The organism is Clostridium sp. N3C, from assembly GCF_900095445.1.
Lineage (GTDB): Bacteria > Bacillota > Clostridia > Clostridiales > Clostridiaceae > Clostridium_AU.
The window spans coordinates 48,769-63,792 of record NZ_FMJL01000001.1 but is presented as its reverse complement, the minus strand read 5'-3'; the positions used below and the strand labels follow the sequence as shown (position 1 = coordinate 63,792).

Here is a 15,024-nt window from a genome sequence, read left to right as displayed (position 1 = left end):
TATTATTATACACCTAATGCATTTAATATTTTTTCCAAAGAACCTGGTTTAGGCACATAATAAAAATGTCCTCCAATTTTTATGTCATCATCATTTTGGAAAATAGTTTCTATGTCAAGAACATCATCATCAAACTGTTCTGATTCAATAAAAGTAGTTGATAAAATAGCACCTAACATATCATCAGCTACCGCGGGTACAGAAGGTAAAATCAATAGATTTGCGAACTTAGCAATTGCATTCATGTAAGAAGCAGCAATAATGTTTCCTATCTCACATAAAACAGAATATCCAAGCTCACTAAATTTGTCTTCCTTTTTTCCCGTCAATAATTCTATCATATTATTAGCTGTCTCGTCATCAAATATAAACAATATATTTCCTGGAGTATCTCCTAATACGCGGACAATCACACTAACTACTCTTTCTTCACTTTCTTGTGTATCAAATATTTCATTAAAGTGTACAATGTTAACAGCTGGTACTGACATATTTACCTTTTTATTAATCAATTGTGATAAGGCGGTTGCAGCGTTACCTGCACCAATATTCCCAACCTCCGCCAAAGCATCTAGCTGCATAGCACTGTATTTCCTTTTACTCATCATGCACCCTCCTTGGTTATCTGCTTTTCTACCTATTAGATCAAAGCTGCCACATCCAGTATTAGGGTAACAAGTCCATCTCCTAAAATAGTTGCTCCTATATACTGTTTCATATTTCTCAAAGTTTTACCTAGGTGCTTAATTACAATTTCTTGTTGTCCTAAAAGCGAATCTACCAAGAGCCCTGTAGTTTTGTCTCCAATCTTGACAATAACAACAAATTTATTTTCATTATCTGCTTGTTTTATTTTTAATTTTTCATTAACTCTAACAAAAGGAATTACATTACCTCTATACATAATAAATTCTCTATTGTTAGACTTCTTCACCATATCTTCCTTGAAATCAATAACCCTATCTATATAGCCTAAAGAAATAGCTAGGGTATCTGCACCAACTTTTACAAGAAGAGCCTGTATAATCTGTAGTGTTAATGGTAACTTTATGATAAAGGAAGAACCCTTTCCAATTTCACTCTCCACACTAACAGTTCCACCTAAAGCGGTAATTTTTGTTTTAACTACATCCATTCCTACACCTCTACCAGAGATGTCAGTAACCTTTTCATTTGTACTAAATCCTTGAGCAAAGATAAGATTTTTAATTTCTTCTTCTGACATACCTTCTGTGTTTATTCCAACTTTTTCAGCCTTATTTCTTATCTTTTCCACATCTATACCATTACCATCATCCTCTACTTTAATCACAGCCTTAGTTCCCTCTTGGTAGGCTATAAGCTTTATGGTTCCAGTAGGATTTTTTCCTCTTGCTATTCTTGTCTCTCTGTCTTCTATTCCATGGTCTGCGGCATTTCTGATTAGATGTATTAAAGGCTCACCAATTTCATCGATAACGGTTCTATCAAGTTCAGTGTCTGCTCCTTTAATTATAAAGTCAATATCCTTATTTAGTTCCACTGATAAATCTCTTATCATTCTTGGGAATCTATTGAAGACTACCTCTAAAGGCAACATTCTAATCTTCATAACTAAATCTTGAAGATCTGATGTTATTCTAGCCACATGTTCAAGTGTCTCATTCAAATCTGTTAACTTGTAATTTGAACTTATTTGTTCTAGTCTAGTTCTATTGATAACTAGCTCAGACACCATATTCATAAACTTATCCAATCTTTCTAAGTCTACCCTTACAGACTGATGAACTTTCTTCTGATGGGTATTATCCTTGGCATTGCTAGAAGCTTTTCCTTCATTCTTTTTAACCACTGGTGCAGAATTTTTACTTTCTTCAACCTTCTGCGGAGTAGCTGCTTTTGGTCTAAGCGCTGCTGCGTATTTTTCCACATCTAGATCCCAAACGTCTACTTTATCTATTTCTGAAATACTCATTATACTTTCGTATATATTACTGGAAACTTTAGTAGTAACATATACCAATCTAATCTCTAAATCAAAATTTTCATTTTCAAGGTCCTCAGTTGATGGATTAGATTTAATTATCTCTCCATTTTCTTCGAGACTCTTAAATACTAGAAAGGCCCTTGCAGATTTAAGCAATGTATTCTCACTTAATACTATTCTTATTTCATATGCATTAAATCCTCTGTATTTAGCTTCTTTTAATATATTTATATCATATTCATTTAAGCCTATTCTTTCGGAAACATCATCATTTTTAGGTTCAGCTGAATCCTCTGCTTCTTTAGGTTCCACATTTTCTATAGGCTTATTGGAAACTATAGCCTCCAATCCATTTATTACAGATTGTATATCTATTTCTTGGTCACCCTCAGACTCTATATTACTTACCATACTTTCCAATGTATCAAGACACTGGAACAATACAGTTACTACATCTTGATTTACACTTAATTGCCCATCTCTAAATTTTGATAACACATCTTCCATCTTGTGTGTTAATTCTGCCATTTGATTGAAACCCATGGTTGCTGCCATGCCTTTTATTGTATGAGCTACTCTAAAGATCTCATTAACCTTGTTAATGTCATCGGGATTTTGTTCAAGCTCTAATAACGACTCATTCAATGTCTGAAGATTATCCATTGATTCTTCTAGGAACATTGACATATACTGTTGTGTGTCCATGAAACTTCCTCCTTACCTTATAGCTTTTTATATATAAAAGTTGATGCCTTTGCGAACCCGAAATCTTTATAATTATAAATACTTTCGGTAGCCCCCACAAACAACAAACCGCCTTTTTTTAAAGAACTGCTGAACCTTTGATAAATTTCATTTTTTATATCCTGGTTAAAATAAATAACTACATTTCTGCAAACAATTAAATCAAAGTTATTATCGTATTTATCCAGAATCAAATCATGCTTTTCAAAGTTAACCATTCTTTTTATCTTATCATCGATAAGATACTTGTCCCCTTCTTTGGTAAAATATTTATCCAAATACTCTTTTTTTACGTTTTTTATGTCGTTGTCTGTGTATTCGCCAAGTTTTGCTTTTCCTAATATGGTTGTATCTATGTCTGTTGCTAATATGCTATGCTTACCAGTTGGTGCTATTTCATTTAAAATAATGCCCAAACTATAGGGTTCTGCACCAATAGAACAAGCAGCGCTCCATACCTTTAGATTTTTATTATTAGGCAATAATTCTTCTTGTATCTTTTTGGATAAATCTTCAAAAATCTCTGGATTCCTAAAAAATTCTGTAACATTAATCGTGATGAAATCTAAAAACTTCTGTCTCTGAACAGGATCCTTTTTTAAAAGCATCATGTAAGCATCTAAATCGCTCACTCCTACCCTGGACATAAGACTATTAATTCTTCTGTGTAATTGGTTAGGTTTATAAGCTGATAAATTTATCCCAAATTCTTTTAGTACCCATTGTTCAAATTTAAGAAAGTCCATATATACCTCCGCTAGTTCATAATTAATCTAACAATCTCTAAAGGAATTTCATTAAGAGGTAATACCTCATCTACCATTCCCGTTTCATACGCTGCTTTAGGCATGCCGTATATGGTACAGGTGCTTTCATGCTCTGAAATTGTTATACCACCATTCTTCTTTACTTCTATTGTGCCATTGGCTCCATCACGACCCATTCCTGTCAATACAACGCTTAACAAAGACGAACCATACACCTTTGATGCGGAAATAAACAACTTATCTACCGCCGGTCTAACGCCCCAAATTGCTGGATCCTTATTTAGTTCTATCTTTTTGCTTTTATCAATTTGCATATGATATCCACCGGGAGCAATATATATGTTGTTCTTTTTTATATCTTGACCATGAGTTGCCTCACATACATTTAAATCACTGTTAGAATTCAATCTATCTGCAAAAGCTTTAGTAAAGCCTGCAGGCATATGCTGTACCACAAATATGGGCACCCCTATATTGGGAGGTAATGCAGTAATAACAGAATACAAAGCCCTTGGTCCCCCAGTAGATGCTCCTATTACAACCGCTTCTAACTTTCTTTTAGAAAAAGTTGACGATTTATCTTTACTTTTTCTAATAGCATTATTATTTTTAGTTTCACAACAATTGATACAGTTGGACGATTCACAATAAGCAAGACGAATTTTATTAATGAGATCATCTTTAATCTTATCAATATCTAGACTTATTTGACCAGAAGGTTTTGAAATAAAATCGAAAGCTCCTGATTCCAAACATTCAATAGTGGATGAAGCTGCAGTAGTACTTACACTACTTATAACAATTACAGGAATATTAATATTCTTTCTCTTTAACTCTCTTAATGCTTCTAACCCATTCATAATAGGCATTTCTACATCCAGGGTAATTACGTCTGGTAGAACCTTATCCAACTTTTTAAAGAGGTCTGCTCCATTTCGTGCTGTATCTATTACTTTCATATTTTCATCAGAATTTATCATATCTGATATTATTCTTCTCATCAATGCTGAATCATCTACTACTAATACTTTTATGTGTTTCAAGAACATCACCCCATCATAATTCTTTTATAGGTAAACCAACAGTTTTTATTTGCACTATTCCAGTGGCACTGTCTAACACCATGGTTCTACCCCTATTTCCACCTACATCTTCAGCTATAATGGGTATCTTATACTTTTCCAAGGTCGCTTTTACAGCATTACTATTTCTATTACCAATATCCATCATCAAGCTTTTATCAGAAAAGCTGAACATGGAAGCCCCTCCTGCAATTTTTGCTTGTATATTGGGTACGCATGCTCCTAATTCTATTAGTTTTTCTAATAGAATGGGGATTGCAGAATCAGCAAATTTATATGGATTTGCTACATTTGTAAACTGAGTACTATCTGGTAACATAATATGAGCCAAGCCTGCAACCTTACGAACAACATCATATAAAGCAATCCCCACACAGGATCCCAGTCCTACCGTAATCAATCTATCCGGATTACTCACTACGTTCAAATCTGCAATTCCTACTCTAATCTCTTTTATCTCCATACACTTCACCTTAAAGTAATAGTTTCTTCTCGTCCTCCGTCAAAATGGTTGTTATATTGAGAAGTACAACTATTTTATCTTCCATCTTAATTATGCCTTTAATGTATCTTTTTGAAATGCCTGCCACTACTTCTGGAGCTGGTTCAATGTTTTCAGTCTTAACATCTGTAACTTCAGATACTTCATCTACTATAATACCAATTCTCCCTTGCTCTTCTTTAGCTACTACTATTTTTGGCTCTTCACTAACAAAAGAAGCATTTAAATTAAATCTCTTGTGTAAATTTAAAACCGGCAATATAGATCCTGCGTGATTGATAACACCTTCAATAAACGCCGGTGAATCAGGAAGTTTAGTCGGTTCCTCATAATTAATTATTCGCTCAACCTCCATAATATCTGTTGCGTAATACTCATTATTTACTGAGAAAATTAATACTTTTATTTCTGAATTCATTTGTTACCCTCCTATAATTTTAACTTATCAACCACTAGGTCGCCTTTAGAGTCCAGGTATGCATGTATGTTTCTACTAGGAGAATCTAAAATCATTTCCTTTCCACCTACAGATAATTTTGTATTCTGATAGGCAACTGCTATCCAAATATGCCCCTTTTCTCCCACTGACAATTTAGTTGCTACACCGCCTAGACTCCCAACATTTTTACACTTTATTTCTTCTCCAGCATAAAGTTCTCCACCTCTTACAACACTGTTTGGTACTGTAAAATTAATTTTTCTATATGCAGTAATATTTGAAATATATTCTCCTTTACCTGTAAACACTATATCTCCAGAACTCTTTATAGTACTATCCTGGCAATAGCTTATGTTCACGTTTACCGGTAGTGCTAGTTTTTCATTTAACTCTTCAATCTTATATTTTGCAGCTTGTACTAAATCATTTAGCACACCATAATTCTTTATTCCTAAAGGAGCCATGCCCACTAACCATTGCCTAATTAAGGTTATAATTCTGTCATCAGCATCTATATCATCATACATACAATCTTTTATGATACTAAGACAAGTTTTATTCATAAATCTATATTTGGTCTCTAATAAATATTTTATAACTTCTCCATCATCTTTGTCATATCCAAGAAGATTAAACTTCTTAACTTGAGATACTGCTTCCATAAGGGAGGTCATGTTAGTTGCAAAACTTTCTAAATCCTTGATTCTTTTCAAGGTTGTTACATCATCTCCACCGGCAGATATATTAGAACCCAGTATGTTACCTCTTATTATGATGTCTCCCACAGCAGAAACAGTTGAATTTTCCACATTTCTCATAATCTCTACAATACCACCAGACTCAATAGTCATACCTTCTGTAACAGCACCATGAATCTTAACATCACCTATAAATTTTATATTACCGGTTTTAATATTTACATCACCTTGTACTTCATACATCTCTTTAACAGAAATAATATTACTTTTTACATAAGGTCGTCCATCCAATTCAGACACTACTATATTATCATCTACTATTTTACATCCAGTACCTACTCTTAATGGTTTGCTCTTGTAGCTTTTCTTTTTTATTACCTTTCCAAAAATATCTTTACCATCCTTACCTTCAGAGCCGGGAATTCTTTCTGCTATAATGTCACCTTTTTTAACACAAACAATCTCATTGGCATCCCTATAATCTATATTATCGTAATTACTATCATCATATTTTTTATTTTTTTCTTCTACATCAAATTTATATTTAATAACATCTGGAATATCATCTACCGCAGGCTCTCCTCTTGCAGCTACTATGATTTCCTCCTTGCCACTATCTAGATAATTTCTTATATCCTCTTCCTGAATACCGTAAACCACACCAACTCTTGCTAGCTCTTCCTTCACCTCTTCAAAGGTAAACTTCGGTGGCATGACTTTACCGCTTACTTGTCTACGTAAAACTAATCTTTTTGATTCGGAACAGTCTATTAATTTATATGTTTTTTTTGGTATATACTTAACGCTAATCTTACACTCCAATTTATCCTCTGATATGTTTACATCTATAAACCTTTGGCTTTCATCCTCATCAAAGGAATATTTTATTTCATCTTTAGCATACACTTCTATTTCATCTTTTACATCAATCCCATTAACTGTTAAATATATACCTTTACCCGTTGAAATAATGGCAGGCTTGCCCCCTTCTTCTGGATCCTTTACTATAATGACACCATCATTAACAGAAACCTTACCATTATTATCTTTAATTTCCTCTACAGAAATTACAACATACTTTTTAAATAAAGACTTCTTTTCTTCAACAATTCTATATTTCAAACTATCTTGGGATATATTTAATTCAGAGCAGGCAATTTTAATGCACTCATCTAAAGAGCCAGCTTTAAATAGCTTTTCACTCATAACATTTCCTCCCTGCAATAGCAAAAGGATATTCTTATTAAGATAAGTATATCATAAAACTACTAGAATTCATAAAGAAAGTTACATATTTTTGTATTAAATATTATGCATATTTATTAATCGTAAGTTTTTTAAGATTCTTTAATAAAAATTATAAATTTAATTTTACTTCTCTATTAATTTCTTATAAAAAACTAGTTTACTACCACAAAAAATACCTCCAAGTAGATAATCTAATTTTAATTAATTAGACTGTCTATTTTGGAAGTATCATATCACTCTGTCGCTTAAATTGCCTATTCATTGCTACCAATAATGAATTAAAGCACTATCTCCCAATATCTATAGCTATCCTTCTATCATATAAACTTTTAATAGTTCTTATTATTTCATTGTTTGCTGAATCAAAAGAATAATTATCAACGGTTCTAATAGGTAATACTTTTGGAGATGTGCCAGATATAAACAACCCTTGTAGCTTATCTAAGTTTTTATAATGAAATCTTTCCTCACTAAAGTCTATACCAGCATCTTTGATAACTGATATAATAACTCCTCTTGTAACCCCAGGTAGAACTAGCTCCACAGGTGAAGTTATAACCTTATTATTATATACCATAAAAATGTTAGACTTACTTCCTTCTGTAATATGACCATTCCTATCAACTAATATAGCTTCGTAAACTCCTTTATTTTTAATAGCTTCATCTACCCTCTTTCTAAAGTTTAAATTTATAACCTTAGCATTAGGATTTTCTCTTTCTCCGTGATACAGTATAGTATCAACACCAAGTTTATACATTTCTTCTGTAGGATAAGAATGTTTTAAAAAATACATGTACCAATTATCCTTTTCATCTCCATAATTAAAAACAATTTTTATATTGCCATTTTTTATACCTTCTGTGTCAATAAGCTTAGCAATATTGTTTTCAATTTCCTTCTTATTAATAAGCATTTCCTTACCTATTAAAGTAGTAGAATTTACGAATCTATCAATATGCTCTTTTAGAAACAGTGGAACTCCTTCTATTATTCTTATTACCTCATAGACAGATTTTCCTTTTTTTATTTCGTCATCTCTAAAGACATCATTACTTAGCGTTTGACCATCTTTTAAAAAGTGTTTACTAAAGCATTCACTCATATTAAGCACCTCTACTTCCATTTTAGCACCTTAATGGTGTCATGTCCCTTTTTATAGTTTATCAAATAGGGGTTACCTACCAAATTAAACAGGGGTAAGTCTGACAAGGAATCAGAAAACATATAGGAGTTTTCAAAATCTACTTCTAATTTTTTTTCCTTTAATACTTCCATGAGCCTCTTAACCTTTTCCTCTCCCTTGCAATTCTCACCATCAATGAAACAAGTATGATACTGATCCTTTATCCTATATTTAGTTCCAATAACCATATCAACTTCCGGAATATTGTAAAACTCTCTAAGGTAAAACTCTGGTGACGCTGAAATTAAATATATAAGATATCCTTCTCTTTTTAACTTTTTTATCATATCCAAAGCATCTTTATAAAATAACTTACTAAGTCTTTTTTCGTAAAACTCCTTTACTAATTGCTGCATTTCATCTTGGTGAATCCCCTCCACGAAGGAAGCAAAGGATTCTTTAGCCTTTTTCAATTCTATTTTATCATTTATGTATAAAAGTCCCGTTACAAAAATAGATGGCAGATGCTTCACAAGTTTAGGCTTTTTTTTCAACATAAACTTATAAAATTCTGTCATACTTTCCTTTCTAGTAATAGTGTAATCTATATCGAATATTCCTAACTTAACCAATCTTACCTCCATATATATTTTTATTTAAAGATTAAAATTATATGTCCAAAAATTATTTATCATATAAGAAAAAGAGCCCTAAGGCTCTTTTTCTTATTCTTCACTAAAAGTACTTTGGTAGTAAGCAGTAACTTCTTCGAATTCTGCATCATCAGGAACTACAAGCTCTCCTTCATCACCTTCACCTACTACTTTAAACATATAAACTGAGCCATCCTCAGGATTTTGAACCAATACATAGTCATTATCTTTATATTGAAATCCATCTACAACTTCACACTGAACTATGTTTCCATTTTCGTCTTCTAAATCAACCAACATAGCTCCATGTTCATGTCCACAGCCACAATCGCAATCATCATCACCACAATCGCAATGATTATGCTCATGTTCATGTTCTCCGCAATCACAGTAGTCATGTTCTCCACAACCACAGCTGTGCATTTTTTCATTATCCATATTAGCATCGCATCTTACTGAAGCAAGATACGATTTCACCTCCTTTAAGCTTGATGTTTTAATTTTAACTCTAAAAGCAAAATATTAAAAGAGTTTTTTATTAATTTTATAAAATTCTTTTATATGCAAAAAAGCCCAGGGCTTTCGCCCTGAACTTTATTATTGCTGATTAGCAAGTCTCTTGTAGTTTTCAAGTCTTTCCATAGCATCTTTTTCAGTCTTTGCAAATAGCTCTTCAGCTTCCTCTGGATAAGCTTTTGCAAGAGATGCATATCTTACTTCACCTAAGATGAAGTCTCTGAAGGAAGCCTTTGGTTCCTTAGAATCTAATATGAATGGATTCTTTCCTTCTTCTTTAAGAGTTGGGTTATATCTGTAAAGTGCCCAGTAACCACATTCTACAGCTCTCTTTTCTTCTTCTTGGCTCTTGCCCATTCCAGCCTTTAATCCATGGTTAATACATGGAGCATAAGCAATTATTAAGGATGGACCATCATATGCTTCAGCTTCAGCAATAGCCTTAAGAGTCTGATTCTTGTCTGCTCCCATAGCTATCTGTGCAACATATACATAGCCATAGCTCATAGCCATCATACCTAAATCCTTCTTCTTAGTTCTCTTACCAGAAGCAGCGAATTTAGCAATAGCTGATGTTGGAGTTGACTTAGAAGATTGTCCACCAGTGTTAGAGTAAACTTCTGTATCAAATACAAGAACATTTACATTTTCTCCACTAGCAAGAACATGATCTAGTCCGCCGTATCCGATATCATAAGCCCAACCGTCTCCACCGAAGATCCAGTGTGATCTCTTAACAAGGTAATCTCTATTTTCAAAGATTTCAGCTAAAACAGCATTCTTATCTTTTTCCTCTGCTAATACAGGAATCAATGCATCTGCTGCATCCATTGATCTTTCGCCATTATCTTTATTATCATACCAGTTTTGAAGAGCTGCTTTAAGTTCTTCGCTGATATCCATAGTTAAAGCTTGGCTTACTAAATCAGCTAACTTTTCTCTGATCTGCTTTACACCAAGGTACATACCAAGTCCAAATTCTGCGTTATCTTCGAATAATGAGTTAGCCCATGCTGGTCCTCTACCTTTTGCGTTTACAGTGTAAGGTGTTGATGGAGCACTAGCACCCCAGATGGATGAACATCCAGTAGCATTAGCAATCATCATTCTATCGCCAAATAATTGAGTTATTAACTTAGCATATGGAGTTTCTCCACAACCTGCACAAGCTCCGCTGAACTCTAATAATGGCTTCTGGAATTGGCTTCCCTTTAGAGTATCTGCCTTCATTGGGTTTGCCTTTGGTGAAAGTGTCATTGCATATTCCCAATTTGCCACTTCTGCTTCTTGAGTATCAATTGGTTTCATAACCAAAGCTTTATTAGGTGCTGGACAGATATCTGCGCAGTTACCACAACCTGTACAATCTAATGTTGATACTTGAATCTTGTAGTTAAGTCCTTCAAAGGTCTTACCACCATTTGCCTTCTTGCTCTTAAATGTTTCAGGTGCATTTGCTACTTCTTCTTCATTTAATAAGAATGGTCTTATAGCAGCATGTGGACAAACGAATGAACACTGGTTACACTGAATACAATTGTCTACCTGCCATTCTGGAACCTTTACAGCTATTCCTCTCTTTTCATAAGCTGCAGTACCAGATGGGAAAGATCCGTCTACATGTTCTAAAAGAGCGCTAACTGGAAGCTTGTCACCTTCTTGAGCATTCATTGGCTCTAAAATATTCTTAATAAATTCAGGAACTTTCTTTTCTTCTGTCTCTGAATCTACTGCTTCCTTCCAGCTTGCTGGCACGTCCACTTTAACAAGAGCTTCAACACCCATATCTATAGCCTTATGGTTCATGTTAACAACATTTTCACCCTTACGTCCGTAGGACTGAACAACTGCATCCTTCAAGTATTTAATAGCATCCTCTAGTGGGATTATGTTTGCTAACTTAAAGAAGGCTGCCTGCATTATCATGTTAATTCTTCCGCCAAGACCAATTTCTTGAGCTATCTTAACAGCATTTATAGTGTAGAAGTTAATATTATGCTCAGCAATGTATCTCTTCATCTTAGCAGGAAGATGAAGTTCTAATTCATCCTTGTCCCATAAAGTATTTAGTAAGAATACTCCATTATCCTTTAAACCTGCTAAAACATCATATTTATTTACATAGGATTGATTATGGCAAGCTACAAAATCTGCCTTTGTAATTAAGTAAGGTGCCTTAATTGGATTCTTACCAAATCTTAAGTGAGATATAGTTATACCACCGGACTTTTTGGAATCATATGCAAAGTATGCTTGAGCATACATATTTGTATGGTCACCGATAATCTTAACTGCACTCTTGTTAGCACCAACAGTACCATCGGAACCAAGTCCCCAGAATTTACATGCTGTAGTTCCTTCAGCAGTGATATCTATTTCTTCAGTTATTGGTAGGGAAGTAAATGTTACATCATCTTCAATACCAAGTGTGAAACCGTTCTTTGGATTTTCACTCTTTAGGTTATCAAATACTGCTAGGATGCTACCTGGAGTAACTTCCTTAGATCCTAATCCGTATCTTCCACCAACTATTACTGGCTTTTCAGCTTTTTCATAATAAGCATTTCTTACATCCTGATACAATGGTTCACCAGCTGAACCAGGTTCTTTTGTTCTATCTAATACAGCAATTTTCTTAACTGTCTTTGGTATATACTTAAAGAAGTGTTCAATTGAGAATGGTCTGTAAAGATGGACTACTAATACTCCGACCTTTTCTCCCTTTTTATTTAAATATTCAACAGTTTCTCTAATTGTATCGCAAACGGATCCCATTGCGATTATAATGTTTTCTGCATCTTCTGCTCCATAGTAGTTGAATAAATGATATTCTCTTCCTGTAAGTTTGCTAATTTTAGCCATATAATCTTCTACTATTTCAGGAATAGCCTGATAGAATTTATTGGAAGCTTCTCTACCTTGGAAGTATATATCAGGGTTTTGAGCTGTTCCTCTTGTTACTGGATGTTCTGGATTTAAAGCTCTTCTTCTGAAGGCATTAACAGCATCCATGTCCACTAATTCTTTAAGCTCATCGTATTCTAGCACTTCAATTTTTTGTACTTCGTGGGATGTTCTGAAACCATCAAAGAAGTTTAAGAATGGTACTCTTCCCTTAATTGCAGCTAAGTGAGCAATAGGTGATAGATCCATAACTTCTTGTACGCTGCTAGAAGCTAACATTGCAAATCCTGTTTGTCTAGCTGCCATTACGTCTTGATGGTCACCAAATATAGAAAGTGCATTTGTTGCTAAAGCTCTTGCGCTAACATGGAATACACCTGGTAGCAATTCACCTGCGATTTTATACATATTAGGAATCATTAGTAGTAATCCCTGAGAAGCTGTATAAGTAGTTGTCAGTGCTCCAGCTTGAAGAGAACCATGAACGGCGCCAGCTGCTCCAGCCTCGGACTGCATTTCCATAACCCTTACTTTTTGTCCAAATACGTTTAATTTTCCTTGTGAACTCCATTCATCTACATGTTCTGCCATTGGAGAAGATGGAGTGATAGGAAAGATTGCAGCAACGTCTGTAAAGGCGTATGATATGTACGCTGCGGCGGTATTACCGTCCATTGTTTTCATTTTTCTCATTGTACAAACCTTCTTTCTCGTAGATTATTATAAGTTGCTTAACAATTTTAATTATATACCAAATGAGCCAATTTGCAATAGCTATCATGGCCTATAAGGGATTAAATCTTTTTTATTATTACTAAAATTCATCAAAAAAAACCTAAGATAATAAATTATTTATTATATTGTTAATATCTTCTAGTATTTCTTCCTTGTGAACATACTTATCTTCTATAGAAAGAATAAATTCTGACAGTTTTTCTTTTAGCTTATCTGCATCTAACATCTCCCTATGAATATCTGCACCAATATATCTTGTCTCACCTTCCTTGGCGATATAAGCATTATAGCCTTTATCACTTAATTCCTTTTGAAGGCTTAAAACCACCTCCTTATCACCATGAACTAAAATAATTTCTTTTGGTTTTTTTCTAAAAGAACTTATCCATTTTATCAATCCATCTTTATCAGCATGGCCGGATAAACCGTTAAGCTTGTAGATCTTTGCATTTACAGCCACTTCTTCACCAAAGATTTTTACTTTTTTTGCTCCTTCTATAATAGCTCTACCTAAAGTATTTTCTGCTTGATAGCCTACAAAAACAACGGAACATTCCTTTCTCCAAAGATTGTGCTTAAGATGATGCTTAATTCTTCCTGCCTCACACATACCACTGGATGAAATTATTACTGCTCCAGACCTTACCTTATTTATTTGAGTGGATTCTTGTGCAGTTTTTGTGAATACTAAGCCTTTAAAAGAGAAAGGGTCATCCCCTTTATCCACTAGTTCTCTAGCCTCATCATCATAAATGTGAGTAAAGTTTTGAAAAACCTTAGTAGATTCTTGAGCTAATGGACTATCCACATATACTGTAATATTTTCTAGAATATTATTTTCTACATAGTTATTTAGTGCATATAAAACTTCTTGGGCCCTTCCTACTGCAAAGGTAGGTATTACAACATTTCCCCCTCTCTTAAAGGTTTCTTTTATTATATCTACTAATTTTTCTATTTCATTTTTAGCATTTTTATGAATCCTATTTCCATAAGTACTTTCCATAATAACGTAATCAGCAGTATCTATGTAGGTAGGATCCTTTAATATCGGTATATTAATATTACCTAGATCCCCACTATATACTAGTTTTATTTCTTCCTTTCCCGGTTCTTTTATAAACATTTCTACAATAGCTCCACCAAGCATATGTCCAGAATCTCTAAAACGGATTTTAACCCCTTCAAAAATCTCAAATATTTCATCATATTCAAAGCTCAAAAAATTAACCATACATTTAGCAGCATCCATAGCAGTATAAATTGGTTCTATAGGTGGTAGTCCCAATCTCATTCTTTTACGATTTTTCCACTCTACTTCCATCTCAGCTATATGACCGCTATCCCTAAGCATTACATCACTTAAAGCCTCCGTAGCCTTAGTACAATACACTTGTCCTTGATATCCCTTTTTATAAAGCAAAGGTATTCTACCACTGTGATCTACATGACTATGAGATAGTATAACAAAATCTATTTCCTTTGGATCAAAGGGAAAGCTTTCATTTTTTCCCTCTTCATCATCACTTCCTTGAAAAAGACCACAATCTAGCAAAATGTTTTTTCCCATAACCGTTAGCTTATGGCAGGATCCAGTGACACATTCTGCTGCTCCCATAAATTCAATTTTCATATTACTTCCTC

Annotated in this window: 12 protein-coding genes; all 12 read right to left on the bottom strand. The window is 33.9% G+C overall.

Features of this window, described 5'->3' with window-relative positions; translation table 11 throughout:
* Nucleotides 1–5: 5 nt before the first annotated feature.
* Entirely contained in the window at nucleotides 6–605 is a 600-nt protein-coding gene (locus N3C_RS00245; protein ID WP_074364049.1) for a chemotaxis protein CheC, read from the bottom strand.
* A gap of 35 nt (nucleotides 606–640) precedes the next feature.
* Nucleotides 641–2,671, bottom strand: a complete 2,031-nt coding sequence (locus N3C_RS00240) for a chemotaxis protein CheA (RefSeq protein WP_074364048.1) — start codon at nucleotides 2,669–2,671, stop codon at nucleotides 641–643.
* 17 nt (nucleotides 2,672–2,688) lie between these two features.
* Nucleotides 2,689–3,456 carry a CheR family methyltransferase gene (locus N3C_RS00235; RefSeq protein ID WP_074364047.1) on the bottom strand — a complete coding sequence of 256 codons (768 nt, stop codon included), beginning with the start codon at nucleotides 3,454–3,456 and terminating at the stop codon, nucleotides 2,689–2,691.
* 11 nt (nucleotides 3,457–3,467) lie between these two features.
* Nucleotides 3,468–4,520 carry a protein-glutamate methylesterase/protein-glutamine glutaminase gene (locus N3C_RS00230; RefSeq protein ID WP_074364046.1) on the bottom strand — a complete coding sequence of 351 codons (1,053 nt, stop codon included), beginning with the start codon at nucleotides 4,518–4,520 and terminating at the stop codon, nucleotides 3,468–3,470.
* A 13-nt stretch (nucleotides 4,521–4,533) separates the two neighbouring features.
* Nucleotides 4,534–5,022, bottom strand: a complete 489-nt coding sequence (locus tag N3C_RS00225; protein ID WP_074364045.1) for a chemotaxis protein CheD — start codon at nucleotides 5,020–5,022, stop codon at nucleotides 4,534–4,536.
* A gap of 10 nt (nucleotides 5,023–5,032) precedes the next feature.
* Entirely contained in the window at nucleotides 5,033–5,479 is a 447-nt protein-coding gene (locus N3C_RS00220; protein ID WP_074364044.1) for a chemotaxis protein CheW, read from the bottom strand.
* A gap of 11 nt (nucleotides 5,480–5,490) precedes the next feature.
* Complete coding sequence (locus tag N3C_RS00215) at nucleotides 5,491–7,404, bottom strand: DUF342 domain-containing protein (RefSeq protein WP_074364043.1); 1,914 nt, start codon at nucleotides 7,402–7,404, stop codon at nucleotides 5,491–5,493.
* A 328-nt stretch (nucleotides 7,405–7,732) separates the two neighbouring features.
* Entirely contained in the window at nucleotides 7,733–8,551 is an 819-nt protein-coding gene (locus N3C_RS00210) for an aminotransferase class IV (protein WP_074364144.1), read from the bottom strand.
* A gap of 11 nt (nucleotides 8,552–8,562) precedes the next feature.
* The gene (locus tag N3C_RS00205; RefSeq protein WP_074364042.1) at nucleotides 8,563–9,204 is read right to left on the bottom strand and encodes an HAD-IB family hydrolase; all 642 of its coding nucleotides are present in this window, start codon (nucleotides 9,202–9,204) and stop codon (nucleotides 8,563–8,565) included.
* Between the two features lie 93 nt (nucleotides 9,205–9,297).
* A complete protein-coding gene (locus tag N3C_RS00200) occupies nucleotides 9,298–9,663 on the bottom strand; it encodes a DUF1292 domain-containing protein (RefSeq protein WP_074364041.1) in 366 nt (121 codons plus the stop codon).
* A gap of 159 nt (nucleotides 9,664–9,822) precedes the next feature.
* Entirely contained in the window at nucleotides 9,823–13,338 is a 3,516-nt protein-coding gene (nifJ, locus tag N3C_RS00195; RefSeq protein WP_074364040.1) for a pyruvate:ferredoxin (flavodoxin) oxidoreductase, read from the bottom strand.
* A gap of 142 nt (nucleotides 13,339–13,480) precedes the next feature.
* Nucleotides 13,481–15,013, bottom strand: a complete 1,533-nt coding sequence (locus N3C_RS00190; protein WP_074364039.1) for an MBL fold metallo-hydrolase RNA specificity domain-containing protein — start codon at nucleotides 15,011–15,013, stop codon at nucleotides 13,481–13,483.
* Nucleotides 15,014–15,024 lie beyond the last annotated feature (11 nt).

What these genes read in the sequence shown, in the direction of transcription:
- N3C_RS00200 (WP_074364041.1), bottom strand. Translation starts at nt 9,663, where the DNA reads ATGGATAATGAAAAAATGCACAGCTGTGGTTGTGGAGAACATGACTAC.
- N3C_RS00245 (WP_074364049.1), bottom strand. Translation starts at nt 605, where the DNA reads ATGAGTAAAAGGAAATACAGTGCTATGCAGCTAGATGCTTTGGCGGAG.
- nifJ (WP_074364040.1), bottom strand. Translation starts at nt 13,338, where the DNA reads ATGAGAAAAATGAAAACAATGGACGGTAATACCGCCGCAGCGTACATA.
- N3C_RS00235 (WP_074364047.1), bottom strand. Translation starts at nt 3,456, where the DNA reads ATGGACTTTCTTAAATTTGAACAATGGGTACTAAAAGAATTTGGGATA.
- N3C_RS00220 (WP_074364044.1), bottom strand. Translation starts at nt 5,479, where the DNA reads ATGAATTCAGAAATAAAAGTATTAATTTTCTCAGTAAATAATGAGTAT.
- N3C_RS00190 (WP_074364039.1), bottom strand. Translation starts at nt 15,013, where the DNA reads ATGAAAATTGAATTTATGGGAGCAGCAGAATGTGTCACTGGATCCTGC.
- N3C_RS00210 (WP_074364144.1), bottom strand. Translation starts at nt 8,551, where the DNA reads ATGAGTGAATGCTTTAGTAAACACTTTTTAAAAGATGGTCAAACGCTA.
- N3C_RS00215 (WP_074364043.1), bottom strand. Translation starts at nt 7,404, where the DNA reads ATGAGTGAAAAGCTATTTAAAGCTGGCTCTTTAGATGAGTGCATTAAA.
- N3C_RS00225 (WP_074364045.1), bottom strand. Translation starts at nt 5,022, where the DNA reads ATGGAGATAAAAGAGATTAGAGTAGGAATTGCAGATTTGAACGTAGTG.
- N3C_RS00240 (WP_074364048.1), bottom strand. Translation starts at nt 2,671, where the DNA reads ATGGACACACAACAGTATATGTCAATGTTCCTAGAAGAATCAATGGAT.